Source organism: Sphingobium sp. R-21 (assembly GCF_049913335.1).
In the GTDB taxonomy this organism is placed as follows: Bacteria; Pseudomonadota; Alphaproteobacteria; order Sphingomonadales; family Sphingomonadaceae; genus Sphingobium.
On the sequence record NZ_CP184374.1, the window covers coordinates 2,621,217 to 2,640,834 of the forward strand.

Here is a 19,618-nt window from a genome sequence, read left to right on the forward strand (position 1 = left end):
ATGCCGGTGCTTTCATCCGGAGATCAAGCCAGGCCGCCCGCGACTTGATGAAAAATGAGCTGCCAGTTGAAGCGTGCGGAGCAAAGGCAGAGTGGATGGTATGGCGGATCTGTCCGGCCGGTGTTGGCGCAGATGCTCAACAATCTCAGATATGAAATCCGCGACCCAAACAAGCCGGCCGCCGCCGAGCGTGGTACGCTCGCCTCCGCCCATTTGCAGCAGCGCTACCTGATCAAACTCAGCCGGTAGGTCGAGTCCATCAAAGAGCGACGGCACATATCTGCGGCCGCGCTCAAATTTGGCAGTAAAGCGATGTTCGCGTTTCTCCCACGGATCAGCATCCAATGAGCATTCCACGTGGAGGAGGTGACGGGTCACTGGATTGAGGGCAACGATGTCGAGTTCGCCTTCGAAGCCGCCTTTTTCGCGCTTGCCAACCAGCACAGACTGTCGAACGAAATAACCGCGATATTCCAGCCATTCGGCTGTTTGCTGCTCGAGATGGTTGCTCATGCGCAACGGTATAATCACGTTGGATCGTCGACGGAACTGTCGGATTCAGCCAATTCGACGTGGCAATCGATCGTGTCCCAACACATGGTGTAGGTTCGCCGGCGTAGCCATGGCGATCTCCGGCTAGAGCCGGGTTGATCATGCTGCCATAGGCGGCAGCGTGACGAGGGGATCATCGCCGATTTGGGCGACGCTTTCCAGTGTCATGTAGCGGGAGCGCTGGACGGCCCATTCATCATTTTGTTCCAGCAGGATAGCCCCGACTAAGCGGGTGATGGCGTCTTCGTTGGGGAAGATGCCGACCACTTCTGTTCGCCGCTTGATTTCGCCGTTGAGGCGCTCGAGCGGATTGGTCGAGTGCAACTTCGTGCGATGCTGGGGCGGGAAGGACATGTATGCCAATACATCTTGCTCTGCATCATCCATCAGCTTGGCGAGCTTGGGCACTGCCGGTCGAAGCTGATCAGCCACCTTGCGCCACTGGATCGTGGCGGCCTCGGCGGTTTCCTGAGCGTAAGCGGTGGCGATCAGTGCGGAGACGACACGGTTCCGGCTCCGCCCGGCATGAGCGATGGCATTGCGGGCAAAATGGACGCGACAGCGCTGCCAGGTGGCATTGAAGACACGCGACACCGCCGCCTTGATACCCTCATGGGCGTCGGAGATGACGAGCTTCACACCGCGCAGGCCCCGCCGCGCCAGATTGCGCAGGAAGTCGGTCCAGAAAGTCTCGGCTTCCGATGCGCCGATCGCCATGCCCGGCACCTCGCGGCGGCCGTCGCTATTGACGCCGACCGCTATGGTGACCGCCACTGAGACGACCCGCCCCGCCTGCCGTACCTTGAGGTAAGTGGCATCGACCCAGAGATAGGGCCAGTCGCCTTCGATGGGCCGATCGAGGAACGCCTTCACCCGCTGGTCGATCTCCTGGCACAGCCGGCTGACCTGGCTCTTGGAGATGCCGCTCATGCCGAGTGCCTTGACCAGATCGTCGACGGAGCGCGTCGAAATGCCCTGTATGTATGCCTCCTGGATTACGGCTGTCAGCGCCTTCTCCGCCAACCGGCGGGGCTCCAGGAAGCCGGGGAAATAGCTGCCGGTGCGCAGCTTGGGGATGCGCAGTTCGACCGTTCCGGCCCGCGTCTCCCAATCCCGATCGCGGTAGCCATTGCGCTGGGCCTGCCGCTCTGCGCTCCAGCGGCGCCCGTCAGCCCACCGACCTCGAGTTCCATCAGCCGCTGCGCCGCAAAGCCGATCATCTCGCGTAGAAAATCGCTGTCGGCACTCTTTCCCAGCAGCGCCTGAACGTCCATCATCTCCTTGGTCATCGGGATCTCCATAGCTTGAGTCTCGCAACCCAAATCTATCCGAGATCTCCGATGGCCACCCGCGAAACTGACCGGCCGCTACTGCGCTTGATCGATGAGCGCGCGTCCGGTCAGCTTCGCTAACCGTCGAGCTACACCATCACCGGGGACACGACCTGGCAATCCGCAGAATATTGTCTGGTATCGCTGCGATATCCAAGCTTTACCGTATGGCTCAAGCGGTTGTCCTTGAAACAGACTGACAGTTTGAGCCAAAGGGCTGTTATGATTTCGATTCACTGGGTGCAGCATCCCATCGGTCATGGCGGTTTCCATACGGGGCATCTCGAAGGCCCAAATGGAGAACGCTTTAACTGGGCCTTTGATTGTGGGGCTCGGCGTACCAGGCAATTCGACACCTATCTGCGTAACTGGACGAGATCTGCGGTAGGACCGTTGGACTGGTTGTTCATCTCGCATTTCGATACCGATCATGTGAGCGGTCTGGATACGCTAATGTCCCGGATGGTGGTCCGGGATGTGATGGTTCCTTACCTGAATGAGCGTGAACTTGCTTATCTTCTGCTGCACGAAATCAGCCGCGATAATCTGGACCGATCATTAGTTGAATTAGCTGCGGATCCAGCTGCCTATTTCCTATCTCGAGGCGCTGAGCGAGTGACTTTCCTCGGCGGTCGAGGTCGGGAAGGCGAATTGGATACGATCGACTTCGACCCAGATCCCCGGGATGGCCGCGGCTGGATCTGCAAGCTCCAACCTCAACCCCGCCCACTTAAAGCTCCCCTTTGGGCCAGCGGGAAAAGCCAGCCTTCTAAAGTTCGATGGGTGGATACTTCCGGCTGCCAAATTAATGTGCTGATGGGACCCGTCGGTTTGCGTCTCAAGCCCTATCGTGCTCCCATTATTCCCTTTGAACATCGAGGCTTGATCAAGACAATCCAGGCGCTTGTTGGAACGGCGGCCCCGGTTAGGGCGCGGCCCGGGCTGGCCGGGCTCGCCTATGGGGTGGCAAATCACGCAAGGACTTCGGCTGGCCGCGCGGCGTTGCGGAAAATCTTCAAGAACTATGTCGGCTCGTCCAATCGGGCTTCGCTATCTTTGCTCAGTGAGCCGGTGATCAACGATGAGAATGATTGCTATTGGCATCTTCGCCATCCTTTCGATTTGGAATACGGGTCCGGCTTAGCGGCCTGGCTAAACACAGGCGACGCTGAGCTTCGCAAGGCCCGCGACCTTCACGATTGGGAGAATTGGTATGCCGCCGAGCTCAAACACGTTAGGGCGCTTGCCCTACCCCATCATGGTTCGGATAGAAATTCAGACGAGGATTTCCAGGATCTGTGTCCGGCGGCGACCTTGATCGCTCATGTGAAAGCAACCAGCACTAAGCATCCAGGGCCTGATGTGATTCTCACCGCTGGCCCTCGACTGGCATGTGTGACGGAAGATACGTCCAGCAGGATTGATATGTGGTTTAGGGTGCGTTGAGGCGACTTTCATCTCAGCCGTATAGCTACTGTCAACCCATGCACGAACCCGCTCCGCGGGAGGTCGTTTGACCCGCGTGTTCGCTTACTGGTCGGCGGTTCGTCACAGGTAGGCCGAGCACTCGGGGGCGCGAACGCTAGAGCTGCGGCAACGCGCCAGAATTGGGCCTGCGTAGCAGTGTACCAGCGTGTCGTCAGGTGACGTAAATGCAGGCGGTGTGTGAGAATTTCTCGGTGGTGCCATCCGTGCGATTAAGCCAGAAGCAGCGCGTGCCGAAATCGGCGGTCCGCACGCTGAAATGCGTGATCCCGCAACCGATCTTGTCTGGCGCCTCAGGGTGCCGCTCGAGAGCCGCGCGCAGAATCACCGCATCCGCTTCGTTCACCCTGTCGCCCAAATCGTAACGGTGAAGCATGTCATTGAGATGGGCGACAGCATCGCCGCGCTTGGCAAAATGCATCGGCCCAAGATCAAGTGGTTTTGCCGGCATAATACGCCTTATGCCTCCTGGTTCAGCTGCGATGTCGGATCGTCGGGCGGGAGCAGCCGCTCGCGCAGTTCACGAACGATGATCACTGGAATGTCCATCGCTTCGAGGCTGTCGCGGCGCTCGCTCAACCAGGCGAGACAGTCTTCCTTGGTCAAATCGTCGCGCGCGATCTTCTCGTAGAGAATGACTGCGCTCATGCGCGAAAGGCCGAGCTCTATGAGCGAGAGCAAGGTACGCGAGGACACACCAAATTCGAGCTGCGTGCCAATATCGAGATCCTCATCAATCAGATCCTCGCGGCCGATCTCGCGCAGATGCTTGTGCAGCACACCCGGCTGGTACGCGATTGGCATGGCACCGGCCACACGGTGATCGTGCTCGACGAAGGCTTTGAATACAACGGGCAGCGCTGGAGATCGCTGACGGCCGTGGCCAAGGCGATCACCGGCACGCATTGGAACGGCAATCGCTTCTTCGGGCTGACGGAGCCCAGGAAGTGAAATCGCTGTGCTGCGCGGTCTACACTCGCAAGTCCACCGAAGATGGGCTGGAGCAGGAGTTCAACAGCCTCGATGCCCAGCGCGAAGCTTGCGAAGCGTACATCCTGAGCCAACGTCACGAAGGCTGGAATCTCGTTCCATGTCACTACGACGACGGCGGCTTCTCCGGAGGCAACATGGAGCGCCCGGGCCTCAAGGCATTGCTTGGCGATGTTGACGCTGGGTTGGTTGATGTCATCGTCGTCTATAAGGTCGATCGACTGACCCGCAGTCTCGCCGACTTTGCCAAGATCGTCGAACGGCTCGATGCGAAGCAGGCCAGTTTCGTATCGGTAACGCAGGCATTCAACACGACCACCAGCATGGGACGGCTGACGCTGAATGTCCTGTTGTCGTTTGCCCAGTTCGAGCGCGAAGTCACCGGGGAGCGCATCCGCGACAAGATCGCTGCCTCGAAGAAGAAGGGCCTGTGGATGGGCGGTCCCGTACCGCTCGGCTATGAGGTGGTCGAGCGCAAGCTGGTGCCGGTGCCGGAGGAGGTCGAGCGGGTCAGGACGATCATGCGACGCTACCTCGAGATCCGGTCGGTACCGGCTTTGCTCGAGCAGCTTCGAGCGGAAGGCGTCGTCACCAAGGTGCAGCGCCGGGTAAGCGGTCCCCATCGCGGCGGCATCCCGTTCCGGCGGGGCAGCTTGTTCTACCTGCTCAAGAATCCGGTTTACCGGGGTAAGATCGTCCACAAGGGCAACGCCCATGATGGGGAGCACGAGGCGATCGTGGACGAGGATCTATGGGAGCGCGTCCAGATGCAGCTCCAGGAGAAGGCTCCACCGCGTAAGCGGCCGAAGAATGACCGACAGAACGCGCTACTGGTTGGCTTGCTCGTCGATCGGCACCAACGGCAGATCGTGCCGACTTATACCACCAAGGGAACTCGCCGTTACGCCTATTACGAGACCCGGAAAGACCTTGCCCGCCCTGCCGATCCACCATCAACCCGGTTTACGCAGGGCCTGCTCGACGGGCATGTTTTGCATCACCTTGGAAGGCTGCTAGGCGATGATCATGGCTTGCGTCGGTTGGCGAACATCGAACAGGCCGACCTGCTCCGTGCCATGTTTGAGGGAGCCAAGCTCCTCGCTGCGCGCCTGACGCGGCCAAGCGATGCACATGCTGCGATCCAATCACTGGTCGTGTTGATCAAGGTGGAGAGCGGCAGTCTTGATCTTACCCTTAAGCCCGCCGCTCTCGGTCTGGCCAATCAGCCATGCTGGCGTTTCAGCATTCCCCTTCCGGCCCGCAAGCCGTTCCGCGAAGCCAAGCTGAGGATCGATGGCGACAAGCCCGGAAAGCCAGTGAAGGACGACTTGATCGCACTGCTGGCGGACGCGCACGCCGCTCTGGAGCTTGTCCAATCCAACCCCGAACTCAGCCTTCATCAGATCGGTAAGCGCGAAGGGCGCTGCCGGACCCATCTCGCTCGCCTCCTGCGCCTCGCGTGGCTCAGCCCGCGGATTGTCGAAGCGATCGTCGAGGGCTCCCAACCCCGGAATTTTAATCGCCAACTCCTCCTCGCGGCGAACCTGTCGATCGAATGGGCGGAGCAGGAGCAGCTGTTGGGCTTCGCTGGCTGATCGCCCAACCATCGAGCAAACCACAGTGAAGCCAAGTTATTCTCGACAGAGAATCCGGCCGTTTTTGCGCCGCCAACCAAGGGCGGAGTCGCGTCTCTGACTGCAAGTCGGAAAAGATGCGCCGCGAAATGCCGCGGAACCGCGCCGCATTCACGCGGGATGCCCCCGAGGGGGTGAATTTGGTTTGCTACGAAGACTGAATGGTGCGGTCGAGAAGACTCGAACTTCCACGGCCTTTCGGCCACAACGACCTCAACGTTGCGCGTCTACCAATTCCGCCACGACCGCACATTTTCCGGGAACCGGCGGGGCCGGTGCCTTGGTAGGAGGCGGCCCTTAGCAAAGGCTTTTTCCTCATGCAACAACCGATCTTCATTTGCGTTGTTTTGCCCGGAGAAAGTCGGGGAACGAGTGACGAATAGAGGAAGGGCTGCTCATGTCCGCGCGCTTCTGGTTATTTTCATGTGCATGCGCGGCGACGGCCCTCACCGGGGGCTATGGGCTGGGCCTATATGCCACGACGTCGCCGCGGGCCGCGCTGGAAACGCCATTGCCGCAAGCCGCGATGCCGCAGGATAGCCTTTCTGATCCTGCCGGTCTGACTGGCCCTGCGGTCGTTGATTGCAAGGGATGCGGCCCCACGCTGGCCGATCGGCAAATGGCGGCAGACCTGGCAAACTGGAATGGGTCGAACGATCCTGATGTCCGCCATGATGAGGCGCGGTATGACCTGGGCGAGGCCGTCCCTGAACCGCCACAGGCCGGAGGGGCGTCGTCTGTATCCCTGGAGGGGCTTGATGGTGGATCGGGCGACGGCGGCCCGCATGGGATGAAGATCGCTCAGGCCGCCGGAGACAGAACGTCCGCCGAGGATGCCCCGGCGGACGTTGCCATGTCATATTGATGCCGTTCTGCCGGACCGCCGTTTATTCGGCGGCCACAACTTCCGCCGGAGCATCGCTCAGCGGATGGGCGAGGCGGCTCACCATCTCCTTCGGGCAGATCTGCCAGAAATAACGGCGCCAGCGATCCCAGTCGTCCAGGATCGTGTTTGACCATTTGCTGTCGGTCGCCACGGCATGCTGGGCGACCAGGGCCTTCAGCTCCGCTTCCCAATGCGCACTTTCCAGCCGCTGCCAGAGGATGCTTTCCGGATTGGCCCGTGTCGGGAAGCTGCCATCTTCATCCAGGATGAAGGCCATGCCGCCGGTCATGCCCGCACCGAAATTCGCCCCGGTCCTGCCCAATATGACTGCGGTGCCGCCGGTCATATATTCGCATCCGTTCGCGCCGCAGCCTTCGACCACCACCTGTGCGCCCGAATTGCGCACGGCGAAGCGTTCCCCGGCCTGGCCCGCCGCGAACAGCTTGCCGCTGGTCGCGCCATAGAGGACGGTGTTGCCGATGATCGTGTTGTCCTTGCTCGACAGCGGCGAGGATACGGTGGTGCGCACCGTGATGATGCCGCCCGACAGGCCCTTGCCGACATAATCATTGGCATCGCCGAACACTTCCAGCTTGATGCCCTTGCACAGGAAGGCGCCCAGCGACTGGCCGGCCGAACCGCGCAGCCGCACGGTAAGGTGCCCGTCCGCCAGCGTCGACATGCCGAACTTTTCGGTCACGGCGGCCGACAGGCGGGTGCCGACGGCGCGATGCGTGTTGCGCACCGTATAGGTGAGCTGCATCTTCTCGCCGCGTTCGAACACGGCGCGGGCGTCCTTCATCATCTGCGCATCAAGGCTGTCCGGCACTGGGTTGCGCCATTCGGTCAGGCTGAAACGGCGCTGATCGTCCGGCGCATCCACCTTGGCGAGGATCGGGTTGAGGTCGAGATCGTCCAGATGCTCGGCGCCGCGATTGACCTGCTTCAGCAGTTCGGTCCTGCCGATCACCTCGTCCAGGCTGCGATAGCCCAGACGTGCCAGTATCTCGCGCACCTCCTCCGCGATGAAGGTCATGAGGTTGATGACCTTTTCCGGCGTACCGGTGAACTTTTCGCGCAGGCGCTCATCCTGCACGCAGACGCCGACCGGACAGGTGTTGCTGTGGCACTGGCGCACCATGATGCAACCCATGGCGACCAGCGACAGCGTGCCGATGCCGAACTCCTCCGCGCCCAGGATCGCCGCGATCACGATGTCGCGGCCGGTCTTGAGGCCGCCGTCGGTGCGCAGCTTCACGCGATGGCGCAGGCCGTTCAGGGTCAGCACCTGATTGGCTTCGGAAAGCCCCATTTCCCAGGGAGTGCCAGCATATTTGACCGACGTCTGCGGCGAGGCGCCGGTGCCGCCAACATGCCCCGCGACCAGGATGACGTCGGCATGTGCCTTCGCCACGCCCGCCGCGACGGTGCCGATGCCCGCCTGGCTGACCAGCTTCACGCAGACCCGCGCGCGCGGGTTGATCATCTTGCAGTCGTAGATGAGCTGCGCGAGATCCTCGATCGAATAGATGTCATGGTGCGGCGGCGGCGAGATCAGCGTCACGCCGGGCGTCGCATGGCGCAGCTTCGCGATGAACTCGGTCACCTTGAAACCAGGGAGCTGTCCACCCTCGCCGGGCTTGGCACCCTGCGCGACCTTGATCTCGATTTCCTCGGCGCTGCCCAGATATTCGGCATGGACGCCGAAGCGGCCCGACGCGATCTGCTTGATCACCGAATTGGCGTTGTCGCCATTGTCATAGGGCTTGAAGCGGTTCGCATCCTCGCCGCCTTCGCCCGACACGGCCTTGGCGCCGATCCGGTTCATGGCGATCGCCAGCGTCTCATGCGCTTCCGGAGAGAGCGCGCCCAGCGACATGCCCGGCGTCACGAAGCGCTTGCGGATCTCCGTGGTCGCCTCGACCTCGTCGATCGGCACGGCCTCGCGGGCGAAGTTGAACTCCAGCAGGTCACGCAGATAGACCGGCGGCAGGTCGCGCACACCGCGCGAGAATTGCAGATAGGTCGAATAGCTGTCCGTCGCGACCGAGGTCTGCAACAGGTGCATCAGCTGCGCCGAATAGGCATGCGTCTCGCCCCCGTTGCGCTGACGGTAGAAGCCGCCGACCGGCAGGCGCACCACGGCACCGTCATAGGCGGCGTCATGGCGCATCTTCGCGCTATAATGGAGCGATTGATAGCCTTCGCCCGAAATCTTCGCGGGCATGCCGGGGAAGAGATCGTTGACCAGTGCACGCGACAGACCCACAGCTTCGAAATTATAGCCGCCGCGATAGCTGCTGATGACCGCGATGCCCATTTTGGACATGATCTTCAGCAAGCCTTCATTGATGGCGATGCGGTAGCGTTCGAAACAGGCCTCCAGCGACAGGTCGCCGAACAGGCCACGGGCATGGCGGTCAGCGATGCTCGCCTCGGCCAGATAGGCGTTCACCGTGGTCGCGCCGACCCCGATCAGCACCGCGAAATAATGGGTGTCGAGCGCTTCGGCGCAGCGCACGTTGATCGACGCATAGCTGCGCAACCCCTTGCGGACGAGATGGGTGTGCACGGCCGCCGCCGCCAGCACGCCGGCGATGGCGACGCGGCCGGCGCTGACATGCTCGTCGGTCAGGAAGATTTCGGTGCGGCCCTCGCGCACGGCCTGCTCCGCTTCCTCGCGGATGCGGGCGATGGCGGCGCGAAGCTGTTCCTGCCCGCCTTCGGCCGGGAAGGTGCAGTCGATTTCCGCGACAGCCGGACCGAAATGGCTCTTCAGCTTCGCCCATTCGGTCGAGGTCAGCACCGGCGAATCCAGCACCAGCACATGGCTGTTCTGCGCTTCCTGCTCCAATATGTTGTGCAGGTTGGAGAAGCGCGTCTTCAGGCTCATGACATACCGTTCCCGCAACGGATCGATCGGCGGGTTGGTGACCTGGCTGAAATTCTGGCGGAAGAAATGGCTGATCGTGCGTGGCTTGTCGGAAATGACCGCCAGCGGCGTGTCGTCGCCCATGGAGCCGACCGCTTCCTTCGCATCCTCGACCATGGGGGCGAGGATCAGCTCCATATCCTCCAGCGTCAGATTGGCGGCGACCTGGCGGCGCGTCAGTTCGGCCTTGTCCCAGGCGGGCAGGGCGGACGGCGCCTCGCTCAGATCATTGACCGTCATGAAGTCCTTGATCAGTTCCGAATAAGGGCGCTCGCCCGCAATCTGGTCCTTGATCTCCCGGTCGTCGAAGATCACGCCTTCCTGCAGGTCTACGGCGATCATCTGGCCCGGACCCATGCGGCCCTTCCGGACGATGGTGGTTTCGGGCACGACGACCATGCCGGTTTCGGAACCGACGATCAGCAGATTGTCGCCGGTGAGCGTGTAGCGCAGCGGGCGCAGCGCGTTGCGGTCGACGCCGGCCACGACCCAACGGCCGTCGGTCATCGCCAGCGCGGCGGGGCCGTCCCACGGCTCCATGACGGAGGCGAGATATTCATACATGTCCGAATGCGCCTGCGGCAGTTCGGCGTCGGCCGACTGCCAGGCTTCGGGGACGAGCATGAGCTTTGCCGTCGGGGCATCGCGGCCGGAGCGGCAGATCGCCTCGAACACCGCATCCAGCGCGGCGGTGTCGGAAGCGCCGGCCGGGATCACGGGCTTGATGTCTTCGGAGTGATCTCCGAAGGCCAGCGACGCCATCTTGATCTCGTGGCTCTTCATCCAGTTCTTGTTGCCGCGGATCGTGTTGATCTCGCCATTATGGGCGAGCGTGCGGAACGGCTGGGCCAGCCACCATTGCGGGAAGGTGTTGGTCGAATAGCGTTGGTGGAAGATCGCGACCCGGCTCTCGAACCGCTCGTCCTGCAGGTCAGGATAGAAGACCGACAGCGATTCGGCGAGGAACAGCCCCTTGTAGATGATCGACCGGCAGGAGAGCGAACAGATGTAGAAGTCCTGGATCTGGGCGGCGATCACCTTCTTTTCGATCCGGCGGCGGATCAGGTAGAGGTCCTTTTCGAACTCGGCCTGATCGCGTTCCTCCGGCATGGGGCCGGCGATCATGATCTGCTCGATTTCGGGACGGGTGCGCTGCGCCTTTTCCCCGATGACGGAAACGTCGACCGGCACCTGGCGCCAGCCATAGATGGTGTAGCCCGCCTCGATGATCTCGCTCTCGACGATGGTGCGGCAGGTTTCCTGAGCGCTGAGGTCGGTGCGCGGCAGGAAGATCATGCCGACGGCAAGGCGGTTGGGCAGCGGCTTGTGACCCGAATCCGCGATCGCATCGTCGAAGAATCGTACCGGCAGGTCCACATGGATGCCCGCGCCGTCCCCGGTCTTGCCGTCGGCGTCAACGGCACCGCGGTGCCACACGGCCTTCAGCGCGTCGATCGCGCTGGCGACCACGCGCCGGCTGGCGCGACCGTCGGTCGCGGCGACCAGGCCGACGCCGCAGGCGTCGCCTTCCATCTGGGGATGATACATGCCCTCGGCCGCGATCCGTGCGCGCTCTTCGGGGCTGGCCATGAAATTGGTGTCGGTCATGATGACTTACCCTTGCATGTGGCCGTCCCTGTTCCTGGGTACGGCCGCTGTCATTCCGTTGGTTGCCGGCGGGGCCGGCGCTATTGTCAGTTGGCCTTCTTCGCGTCCGCGCCGATCAACGCGGTGAGACGCTCGCGTTCGGCCTTCGTCAGATCATTATAGGTTCGCGGCTTGGGCAGCTTGGCGAGTTGTTCCGCAGAGGATTTCATGATCTCCGGCATGGCCTGCATCATTTCAGGCATGATCTTCTGCATTCGGCCAATATAATGCGGGTCTGTGGCCAGCTCCATGAAGCCCGCACCGAATTTGGCGCCGACGGGCGTTTTCAGGAAGGCGCTGATCTGGTCCAGTTCGGCCGCGCTGTAGCGATAGGCGAAGGCCTCTGCCATGCCTTCCCGCATGTCCGGTTCATAGCGTCCCATGAAGCGACCCATGGCCGGCATCATGCTGTTGACCATCACGTCCATCCGCTTGCGGAAATTGGGGTCAATGATCGCCATCATTTCCTCGACCGTGCCTTTACCCAGGCTATCGGCCTTTTCCGGATCGAGGCCACCCATCTTCAGGAATTCGCGGATGGGCATTCGGGTCATGCCGTCCATCATTGGTCCCATCATCTTCTGCATCATCGGCCCCATCATCCTTTCCATGGTGCCGTCGGGCAAGATGATGGAGGCGATCGGCTGAGCCTTGGCCAGCAGTGCCGGGTCCACAGGCTGGACCGCCGCCGCCGCCGCAACCTGTGCCTGGGTCTGTGCCTGTGCAGCGATCGGGGTCGCCAGCAGGAGGAGGAAGGCGGCGCGCATCAGGCGGCCACCCTTTCCCCGGCCGCCGCCTTGGCCTTCGCCTTCAGGTAGCGGTGCATATGTTCGGTCACGTCGCGGCCGTCGCGGATCGCCCAGACCACCAGCGAGGCGCCGCGCACGATGTCGCCCGCCGCGAACACGCCGTCCATGCTGGTCATCATCGTCTTGTGATCGACGCGCAGCGTGCCCCAGCGGGTGACGGACAGGTCTTCCGCACCGAACAGCCTGGGCAGTTCTTCCGGATCATAACCCAGCGCCTTGATCACCAGATCGGCCTCCAGCACATGCTCCGTGCCCGGATCGGGTTCCGGGGCGCGGCGGCCCGATGCGTCGGGCTGGCCGAGGCGCATCTTCGTTACCTTGACGCCGGTCACATGGTCGGTGCCTTCGAAGGCGATGGGGGCGGAGAGCCAGACGAACTCCACGCCTTCCTCCTCCGCATTGGCGACTTCACGCTGCGATCCGGGCATATTGTCGCGGTCGCGGCGGTAGAGGCACTTGACCGAAGTCGCACCCTGGCGGACCGCCGTGCGGACGCAATCCATCGCCGTGTCGCCGCCGCCGATAACGACGACCTTCTTGCCATTGGCGTGGAGCGAACCGTCCTCATGCTCCGGCACGGCGTCGCCGAAGCCGGCCTTGTTGGAGGCGATGAGGAAATCGAGCGCCTTGACCACGCCCGGCGCGCCGACGCCCGGCGCCTTGATGTCGCGCGGCTTGTACACGCCGGTCGCGATCAGGACGGCGTCGTGACGGCTGCGCAGTTCATCCATGGTCGCGTCGCGGCCGACCTCGAAGCTTTCATGGAAGACGATGCCGCCATCCTTCAGGCGCTGGATCCGGCGCATGACGACGTCCTTCTCCAGCTTGAAGCCGGGAATGCCGTAGGTCAGCAGGCCGCCGGCGCGGTCGTGGCGGTCGTAGACATGGACATCATAGCCCGCGACGCGCAGATATTCCGCCGTGGTGAGGCCCGCCGGACCCGCGCCGATGACGCCGACCGACTGCCCCAGCGACGCGCCGGGCACGAGCGGCTCGACCCAGCCTTCCTTCCAGGCCGTATCAGTGATGAACTTTTCGACCGAACCGATAGTGACCGAACCATGGCCGGAAAATTCGATGACGCAATTGCCCTCGCAAAGGCGGTCCTGCGGGCAGATGCGGCCGCAGATTTCCGGCATGGTGCTGGTCAGGTTGCTGAGTTCATAGGCTTCGCGCAGGCGGCCTTCGGCGGTCAGGCGCAGCCAGTCGGGAATATGGTTGTGCAGCGGGCAATGGGTCGAGCAATAGGGCACGCCGCATTGCGAGCAGCGCGACGCCTGTTCCTCCGCCCTGTCCAGGATGAAGCTGCGGCTGATTTCCAGGAAGTCGTCGGCGCGATCGTCGGCCGAACGCTTCTCGGGATAGGCCTGGCCCGTTCCCACGAATTTCAGCATTGGATTGTCTGCCATGATGAGTCCCTGAAAAGAATTTGCAGGGTGCGCATAGCAGAAAAACCCGCAGAGTCACGTGGATTCTACGAATTAGGTCAGCACAGATGACATATTTATGGGAAAAACGCGCTGGAATGCACCCAAGTCTGAAATAATCTTGCGCTTAATATGGCCGATTTGGACCTATCTTAGGGAAAGCCACGCCAGGGCGGCGATTCCGGCGACGATTCGATACCAGGCAAATGGCGCGAAGCCGTGCCGCGACACCAGCCCGACGAACCATTTGATGACCAGCAGGGCGACGATGAAGGACACGAAGAAGCCCAGAGCGATGCTGTCCCATCCCACCGCCGCCGATGTCAGCTTGTCGCCATTCTTCAGCAGTTCCAATGTCGATGCCCCCAACATGGTCGGGATGGCGAGGAAGAAGCTGAATTCCGCCGCTGTGCGCCGTTCCACCCCCAGCGTCAGCGCGCCCATGATCGTCGCGCCCGAACGGCTGATGCCGGGGATCATGGCCATGCACTGGATCAGGCCGATGCCGACCACGCGGAGGAGGGGAATGTCGGCTATGCCGTGAAAGAGGTTTTCCTTCACCATCCGCTCGATCGCCAGGATCGCGACGCCGCCGGCGATCAGCGCCCAGGCGACGACCTTCGGCGCGCCCAGCAACTGTTCGATATGATCATGCAGCGCCAGGCCAATGATCGCTGCCGGGATGAAGGCTACCAGCAGATTGCGCAGGAAGCGCCAGCTTGTCGGTTCCCGGCGCAGCAGTCCCATGCCCACTGCCCAGAATGTACGCCAGTAAAGCACCACCACCGCCAGGATCGCGCCCAACTGGATGATGACGTTGAACATCGCCCATGTCGACGCATCATAGCCCAGCAATTCGCTCGCCAGGATCAGATGGCCGGTCGAGGATACGGGCAGGAACTCGGTCAACCCCTCGACGATGCCAAGCAGGATGACTGTCAGATAATGCAGGTCCATGGGCGGATGAGATCCTTATGGGGCAAGCAGGGGAAAGCCCTCCCCCGAACGGGGAAGGGCGTCAGGAACGTGGCATCCATTGTGCAGAAGCGAATGGCCCGTGCAAGACGGCCTGTCGCGGTCCCATGTCGGCCCGCCTGATCGGATTGCGACCGATCAGGCCTGAGCACGGCCGGCAAAGCGGCCATGCTTGCGGTAACGGACCAGCCATTTCTCCGCGACGGCCGCCATCGGCGTGGCCGCGACGCCCAGTTCGGCAAGTCCCTCCGCGCCGGGCGCGACGACATTATCCCTGGCCAGCATGGACAATTGGTCCTGCGTGATCGGGCCGCCCGGCAGCATGGCGATCAACGAGGCGACAGAGGCGGGAACGGCGCACAGGCTGCGCTCCCGGCCGATGGCCCTGGCGATCCAGGCGTTGAGTTCCCGCATCGTATAGCTTTGCGGCCCGCCCAGTTCATAGGTCTTGCCGCCATATTCACCGGGATTCCCGGCGGCATTGGCGACGGCCTGCGCCACGTCCGTGACATAGACCGGTTGGAACCGGGTGTCGGCGGCGATCACTGGCACCACGGGGGCGATGCGGATGATCTCCGCAAAGCGATTGAGGAACTGGTCTTCCGGCCCGAAAATGATCGAGGGGCGCAGGATGGTCGCATGGGGGAAGGCCGCCTTGACCGCCGCTTCGCCCTCGGCCTTCGACCGGCCATAGGCGGACGGGCTCTGCGCGTCCGCGCCAATGGCGGAGACGTGGACGAGCGCCCGGACGCCCGCTTCCGCCGCCGCCCTGGCGACGTTCGCCGCGCCGTCATGATGGGAACCCTGGAAATCGCCGGACAGTACGCCCACCAGATTGATGACGATGTCGCTGCCGGCAACGGCGCGGGCGACGCTTTCGGGCTTGCGGATGTCGGCCGCGACGAACTGGGTCTGGCCCAGGGCGCCCAACGGCTTGACGCGCAGGGCGGTCGACAGATCGCGCTGCGCCACGCGCACCCGCGCGCCACGCGCCAGGAGCGCCTGGGCGACCTGCCGGCCCAGAAAGCCGCCGCCGCCGAACACCGTAACCAGACTGTCCTTCATCACGCGTCCCATGCCTGTATGTTCAAAGGGAATGATCCTGCGCATCCCCTTTTTCGAGGGGACGCGTACGCCATCCCCTTGCAACAGCCGCCGCCCGCTGACAACTGCTTTACCCGATCCAGCCCTGCAAATCAGCAATCATCCACAGGCCCAGTCCCAGGAACAGAAGGGCCGCCCCGATCTGGAGCGCGCGCATCGGCACCTTCTTCGCCAATGCTTCGCCGAACAGCACGGCAGGGACATTGGCGATCATCATGCCCATCGTCGTGCCGGCCGTCACCGCCAGCACATTGTCGAACCGCGCGCCGAGCATCACGGTCGCGACCTGCGTCTTGTCACCCATTTCGACCAGGAAGAAGGCGACCAGCGTCGTCAGGAACACGCCCGCCTTCGACGGCGCGCGCAACGGTTCGTCCTCGTCGATCTTGTCGGGGATCAGCGTCCACGCCGCCATGGCGATGAAGCTCGCAGCCACGGCATAGCGAAACCAGGCTTCCTTCAACACGCCCGCGACCGAATGACCGACCAGGGCGGCCAGGAAATGATTGGCAAGGGTTGCTGCGAATATGCCCGCGATGATCGGCACCGGTTTGCGGAAGCGGGTGGCGAGCAGCATCGCCAGCAATTGCGTCTTGTCCCCCATTTCGGCGAGGGCGACGAGTGCGGCGGAGGTGAAAAATGCTTCCATCAGGATCTGTCCGGGCCAGGCGAAAGACAAAGACACAATGCCACCATCCGCTCCCGCCCGGCCGGACGGAGAGGATGATGCCATTGGTCTCGCCCGATGCAGGGAGGCTCAAAAGTCCCCTGCATCCCGTCCGCCACGACCTCTCGGCCAAATATGTTGACGAACGGTCCGTCCCCTTCGGAACGGCTGGCTACTCCCCAGATGACGCCGGGGCCTTATGATAATTCGGGGGGAGAGGCAAGGTCTGGCGGATGCCTTGTTCCGCAAGGGGCAGGATCCGGTCAAGGCGCGGCTCCCATCGCCGCGCCTTCCCTGATCCTGCCGTTTTCCTGCCCTGTCAGGCCGCGGCCGCGATCCCGCTGACGCCCAGTTCGGCCAGCGCGAACTTGCGGATATGTTCGCCCATATCTTCGCGATCCAGCGCCAAGGCGAGATTCGCCTCGATATAGCCTGCCTTCGACCCGCAATCGAAACGGCGGCCATCGAACGTCACGCCATGGAAGGGTTGGGTACCGATCATCGACGCCATGGCATCGGTCAGCTGAATCTCGCCGCCGGCGCCCTTCTCCTGCGTCTCCAGGATCTTCATCACTTCGGGCTGCAGGATGTAGCGGCCCGGCAGGATCAGGTTGGACGGCGCCGTACCCGGTGCGGGCTTTTCCACCAATCCCTTCACCTCGGTCAGGGCGCCGTCGCGCTGGCCCGGATCGATCACCCCATAGCTCGGCGTATCGGCCATCGGCACTTCCAGCGCACAGACCAGATTGCCGCCGACCTTTTCATAGGCATCGACCATCTGCTTCAGGCATCCCCGGCCGGGTGTCCCCTTCATGAATTCGTCGGGCAGCAGGATGGCGAAGGGCTCGTCACCGACAATGTCCCGCGCGCACCAGATGGCGTGGCCCAGGCCCAGCGGCTCCTGCTGGCGCAGGAACACCGCATTGCCGGGCGACAGGCGGGTGCCATCCAGCGCCGAAAGATCCTTGCCCCGCTCGCGCTGGGTCGCCTCGGCCTCATAGGCCATGTCGAAATAATCCTCGATCGCGCCCTTGCCGCGGCCGGTCACGAAGATCATCTGCTCGATCCCCGCCTCTCGCGCCTCGTCGACGGCATATTGGATCAGCGGCCGATCGACGACCGGCAGCAATTCCTTGGGCACCGACTTGGTCGCCGGAAGGAAGCGCGTGCCAAGACCCGCGACAGGGAAAACGGCTTTGCGAATCGGTTTATAGGACATGAGGCTCCTGTTTCTCGCTAGGCGCGTCGAAAGGCTTCGCCCTCCGCCACGTAAAGATCAAGCATGGAAGATTACTTAACCCCTTCAGACAGCCAGCAGGCGCTGCGCCACCCTTTCGAGGGATGCAATTTCCGCTTCGAGTTGCTCAAGCGAGACATGCGTCTGATTGTTCCGCGCATCGCGGCATGTGAAACCGCCGGGCGCGGGCTGCTGAAAGCCGCCGATGATGAGCGACCGGAAACGGTCGATCCTCTGCATGTCGCGCTCGATATCCGATATTTCCATCAATGCGCTGGCATTGCGCCTGTCCCGCATCGACACCATCGTTCGCATTTCGGTCATCAGCTTCGTCATGCCCGGACGGGTCCGGGCACCTACGGTCCGCACATCCCCCATGGCTTCCCGCATCATCGCGATCTTCGCCTCCAGGCTCTGCTCCAGCATCGTCCAGGCGCAGACCAGTCGACCCACCGCACATAAAAGCGCCGCATCTTCCGGCGCATAATCCGACACTGCCCTCAAATTGACTTCGGCAACCACGTTCACTTCATCCGCGCCCCGGCATGTTATGCTTTCCGCTCCAAAGAAAGCCTGCCCGTTTTGCAGCGCAAAAGGCTAGGGGGGGCGCCGATGCCGCCCGCAGCAGCGGCACAGGCCGTCGCCAACTGTGCCCAAACAGCGATGAGCCGTTAACCCTCTTCGACGACCGTTCAGAAATCGACAGCGATTCCCTTGCGTTCCCAGTCGCCATAGCGAACCGGGCTCAATTCCTCGTCATGAGGCGAAGGATTGTCGATCGGGTCGGGCTGCGGCACGGGCGGGCTCTTGGAAAGATGCGCGGGCGGCTTCACATGCGCGGGGCGCTTGCCGTTGAAGGTTCCCATCGATCATCCTTTCGATTGCGGGCGCGTCATCGTCACCCCATATTCAGGGCCGGCCCGCTTCTGGGCCGCAAAGGAGATTTGTGCAAGTGAGTGGGATGAAGACGGCGATGCTGTTGTCGGCGCTGACGGCGCTGTTCATGGCATTGGGCTATACGCTGGGCGGCAGCGGCGGGGCGGTGGTCGCCCTGCTGGTGGCGGCGGGCATGAACCTCTTCACCTTCTGGAACGCCGACAGGATCGTGCTGTCCATGCACAATGCGCGGGAGGTGGATGGGCAAAGCGCGCCCGAATTCTACACCCTCGTTGCAGAGCTGGCCCAGCGCGCCGGCCTTCCCATGCCGCGCGTCTACCTGATCGATGAGGCCCATCCCAATGCCTTCGCGACGGGTCGCGACCCGGATCATGCTGCCGTCGCGGCCACAACCGGCCTGCTCTCGATGCTGAGCCGGGACGAAGTCGGCGGCGTCATGGCGCATGAACTGGGCCATGTGCGCAACCGCGACACGCTGATCATGACGATGGTGGCGACCATTGCGGGCGCGATTTCCATGCTCGCCAATTTCGGCCTGTTCTTCCGCGGCGGCAATCAGGAAAATGGCCATGGCAATATCGTGGCGACCCTGCTCGCGGTGATCGTCGCGCCCTTCGCGGCCATGATCGTGCAGATGGCGATCAGCCGCACGCGCGAGTTTGGCGCTGATCGTGCGGGTGCGGAGATCAGCGGTAACCCCCGCGCGCTGGCCTCTGCCCTCGCCAAGATTTCCGGCCGCGCGGAAATGATTCCCAACCCGGTGGCGGAACGTAATCCCGCCGCCGCGCAACTCTATATCGTGCCCGTGCATGTGAGCGAGCTTTTCTCCACCCACCCGGCAACCGAAAAGCGCATCGCCGCCTTGGAGGAGTTGGCGGGCGGCACGTTCATGCCGCCTCGCGCCTCCGCCCTGTCTCCCGCTGCGGCGCCCCTCGAGCCCAAGATACGCAAGTCGAGCGCCCTCGATCCGCTCCGGCGGGACTAGAGCGATTTCCAAGCGATCGGCACCGATCGCTGGTTAAGAAATCGCGGAAAACAAGGAATC

General features: G+C 62.7%; 17 protein-coding genes, 1 tRNA gene, 1 pseudogene and 1 riboswitch. Of the genes and pseudogenes, 5 read left to right on the forward strand and 14 right to left on the reverse strand.

Annotated features, from left to right (window positions below):
* Nucleotides 1-12: 12 nt before the first annotated feature.
* Entirely contained in the window at nt 13-513 is a 501-nt protein-coding gene (locus tag ACN9MX_RS12580) for a hypothetical protein (RefSeq protein ID WP_426387040.1), read from the reverse strand.
* 138 nt (nt 514-651) lie between these two features.
* Nucleotides 652-1,841 (reverse strand): annotated as a pseudogene (locus tag ACN9MX_RS12585) (IS256 family transposase).
* Nucleotides 1,842-2,069: 228 nt separating this feature from the next.
* On the opposite strand from ACN9MX_RS12585, the gene ACN9MX_RS12590 reads away from it, so the two are divergent.
* Nucleotides 2,070-3,329: a hypothetical protein gene (locus ACN9MX_RS12590; protein WP_363830517.1), complete on the forward strand. Its 1,260-nt coding sequence runs from the start codon at nt 2,070-2,072 to the stop codon at nt 3,327-3,329.
* Between the two features lie 193 nt (nt 3,330-3,522).
* Here ACN9MX_RS12590 and ACN9MX_RS12595 read toward each other — a convergent pair whose 3' ends face one another.
* Both ACN9MX_RS12595 and ACN9MX_RS12600 read right to left on the reverse strand, forming a co-directional pair.
* On the reverse strand, nt 3,523-3,789 hold the full coding sequence (locus ACN9MX_RS12595) for a DCL family protein (RefSeq protein ID WP_363830519.1): 267 nt from the start codon (nt 3,787-3,789) through the stop codon (nt 3,523-3,525).
* Nucleotides 3,790-3,827: 38 nt separating this feature from the next.
* Nucleotides 3,828-4,148: a hypothetical protein gene (locus ACN9MX_RS12600; RefSeq protein WP_426387041.1), complete on the reverse strand. Its 321-nt coding sequence runs from the start codon at nt 4,146-4,148 to the stop codon at nt 3,828-3,830.
* On the opposite strand from ACN9MX_RS12600, the gene ACN9MX_RS12605 reads away from it, so the two are divergent.
* Together ACN9MX_RS12605 and ACN9MX_RS12610 are read left to right on the forward strand one after the other, a co-directional pair.
* Complete coding sequence (locus tag ACN9MX_RS12605; protein ID WP_426387042.1) at nt 4,134-4,319, forward strand: DUF2924 domain-containing protein; 186 nt, start codon at nt 4,134-4,136, stop codon at nt 4,317-4,319. The genes ACN9MX_RS12600 and ACN9MX_RS12605 overlap by 15 nt on opposite strands.
* Complete coding sequence (locus ACN9MX_RS12610; protein WP_363830553.1) at nt 4,316-5,953, forward strand: recombinase family protein; 1,638 nt, start codon at nt 4,316-4,318, stop codon at nt 5,951-5,953. Before ACN9MX_RS12605 ends, ACN9MX_RS12610 begins: the two co-directional genes overlap by 4 nt.
* A 201-nt stretch (nt 5,954-6,154) precedes the next feature.
* Here ACN9MX_RS12610 and ACN9MX_RS12615 read toward each other — a convergent pair.
* Nucleotides 6,155-6,241: transfer RNA gene (locus ACN9MX_RS12615), tRNA-Leu, on the reverse strand.
* A gap of 148 nt (nt 6,242-6,389) precedes the next feature.
* On the opposite strand from ACN9MX_RS12615, the gene ACN9MX_RS12620 reads away from it, so the two are divergent.
* Entirely contained in the window at nt 6,390-6,857 is a 468-nt protein-coding gene (locus ACN9MX_RS12620; RefSeq protein ID WP_363830555.1) for a hypothetical protein, read from the forward strand.
* A 22-nt stretch (nt 6,858-6,879) separates the two neighbouring features.
* Here ACN9MX_RS12620 and gltB read toward each other — a convergent pair whose 3' ends face one another.
* The 9 genes from gltB to ACN9MX_RS12665 form a co-directional block, all read right to left on the reverse strand.
* Nucleotides 6,880-11,418 (reverse strand): glutamate synthase large subunit, encoded by a 4,539-nt coding sequence (gene gltB / locus ACN9MX_RS12625; RefSeq protein ID WP_363738377.1) that lies wholly within the window; start codon nt 11,416-11,418, stop codon nt 6,880-6,882.
* An 86-nt stretch (nt 11,419-11,504) separates the two neighbouring features.
* The gene (locus ACN9MX_RS12630; RefSeq protein WP_363830558.1) at nt 11,505-12,224 is read right to left on the reverse strand and encodes a DUF2059 domain-containing protein; all 720 of its coding nucleotides are present in this window, start codon (nt 12,222-12,224) and stop codon (nt 11,505-11,507) included.
* Entirely contained in the window at nt 12,224-13,675 is a 1,452-nt protein-coding gene (locus tag ACN9MX_RS12635) for an NAD(P)-dependent oxidoreductase (RefSeq protein WP_363738380.1), read from the reverse strand. The genes ACN9MX_RS12630 and ACN9MX_RS12635 overlap by 1 nt, the downstream gene beginning before the upstream one ends.
* A gap of 165 nt (nt 13,676-13,840) precedes the next feature.
* Nucleotides 13,841-14,650 (reverse strand): undecaprenyl-diphosphate phosphatase, encoded by an 810-nt coding sequence (locus ACN9MX_RS12640; protein ID WP_363738382.1) that lies wholly within the window; start codon nt 14,648-14,650, stop codon nt 13,841-13,843.
* Between the two features lie 156 nt (nt 14,651-14,806).
* Entirely contained in the window at nt 14,807-15,733 is a 927-nt protein-coding gene (locus ACN9MX_RS12645) for a complex I NDUFA9 subunit family protein (RefSeq protein WP_363738384.1), read from the reverse strand.
* Between the two features lie 109 nt (nt 15,734-15,842).
* The gene (locus tag ACN9MX_RS12650) at nt 15,843-16,421 is read right to left on the reverse strand and encodes a TMEM165/GDT1 family protein (protein WP_363738385.1); all 579 of its coding nucleotides are present in this window, start codon (nt 16,419-16,421) and stop codon (nt 15,843-15,845) included.
* Between the two features lie 95 nt (nt 16,422-16,516).
* Nucleotides 16,517-16,633, reverse strand: a riboswitch (yybP-ykoY riboswitch).
* Nucleotides 16,634-16,758: 125 nt separating this feature from the next.
* Nucleotides 16,759-17,658: a UTP--glucose-1-phosphate uridylyltransferase gene (locus tag ACN9MX_RS12655; protein WP_133652547.1), complete on the reverse strand. Its 900-nt coding sequence runs from the start codon at nt 17,656-17,658 to the stop codon at nt 16,759-16,761.
* A gap of 84 nt (nt 17,659-17,742) precedes the next feature.
* Nucleotides 17,743-18,171, reverse strand: coding sequence for a hypothetical protein (locus ACN9MX_RS12660; protein WP_133652712.1), 429 nt, complete (start codon nt 18,169-18,171; stop codon nt 17,743-17,745).
* A gap of 197 nt (nt 18,172-18,368) precedes the next feature.
* Nucleotides 18,369-18,542 (reverse strand): DUF1674 domain-containing protein, encoded by a 174-nt coding sequence (locus ACN9MX_RS12665; protein ID WP_133652548.1) that lies wholly within the window; start codon nt 18,540-18,542, stop codon nt 18,369-18,371.
* 86 nt (nt 18,543-18,628) lie between these two features.
* Between ACN9MX_RS12665 and htpX the strand changes: the two genes are divergently transcribed.
* Complete coding sequence (gene htpX, locus ACN9MX_RS12670; RefSeq protein ID WP_363830561.1) at nt 18,629-19,558, forward strand: zinc metalloprotease HtpX; 930 nt, start codon at nt 18,629-18,631, stop codon at nt 19,556-19,558.
* The last annotated feature ends 60 nt before the right edge of the window (nt 19,559-19,618 follow it).

Excerpts from the sequence above, each read along its gene's own strand:
- ACN9MX_RS12620 (WP_363830555.1), top strand. The coding sequence starts at position 6,390 with ATGTCCGCGCGCTTCTGGTTATTTTCATGTGCATGCGCGGCGACGGCC.
- ACN9MX_RS12665 (WP_133652548.1), bottom strand. The coding sequence starts at position 18,542 with ATGGGAACCTTCAACGGCAAGCGCCCCGCGCATGTGAAGCCGCCCGCG.
- ACN9MX_RS12635 (WP_363738380.1), bottom strand. The coding sequence starts at position 13,675 with ATGGCAGACAATCCAATGCTGAAATTCGTGGGAACGGGCCAGGCCTAT.
- gltB (WP_363738377.1), bottom strand. The coding sequence starts at position 11,418 with ATGACCGACACCAATTTCATGGCCAGCCCCGAAGAGCGCGCACGGATC.
- ACN9MX_RS12650 (WP_363738385.1), bottom strand. The coding sequence starts at position 16,421 with ATGGAAGCATTTTTCACCTCCGCCGCACTCGTCGCCCTCGCCGAAATG.
- ACN9MX_RS12580 (WP_426387040.1), bottom strand. The coding sequence starts at position 513 with ATGAGCAACCATCTCGAGCAGCAAACAGCCGAATGGCTGGAATATCGC.
- ACN9MX_RS12605 (WP_426387042.1), top strand. The coding sequence starts at position 4,134 with ATGCTTGTGCAGCACACCCGGCTGGTACGCGATTGGCATGGCACCGGC.
- ACN9MX_RS12640 (WP_363738382.1), bottom strand. The coding sequence starts at position 14,650 with ATGGACCTGCATTATCTGACAGTCATCCTGCTTGGCATCGTCGAGGGG.
- ACN9MX_RS12630 (WP_363830558.1), bottom strand. The coding sequence starts at position 12,224 with ATGCGCGCCGCCTTCCTCCTCCTGCTGGCGACCCCGATCGCTGCACAG.
- ACN9MX_RS12645 (WP_363738384.1), bottom strand. The coding sequence starts at position 15,733 with ATGAAGGACAGTCTGGTTACGGTGTTCGGCGGCGGCGGCTTTCTGGGC.
- ACN9MX_RS12595 (WP_363830519.1), bottom strand. The coding sequence starts at position 3,789 with ATGCATTTTGCCAAGCGCGGCGATGCTGTCGCCCATCTCAATGACATG.
- ACN9MX_RS12655 (WP_133652547.1), bottom strand. The coding sequence starts at position 17,658 with ATGTCCTATAAACCGATTCGCAAAGCCGTTTTCCCTGTCGCGGGTCTT.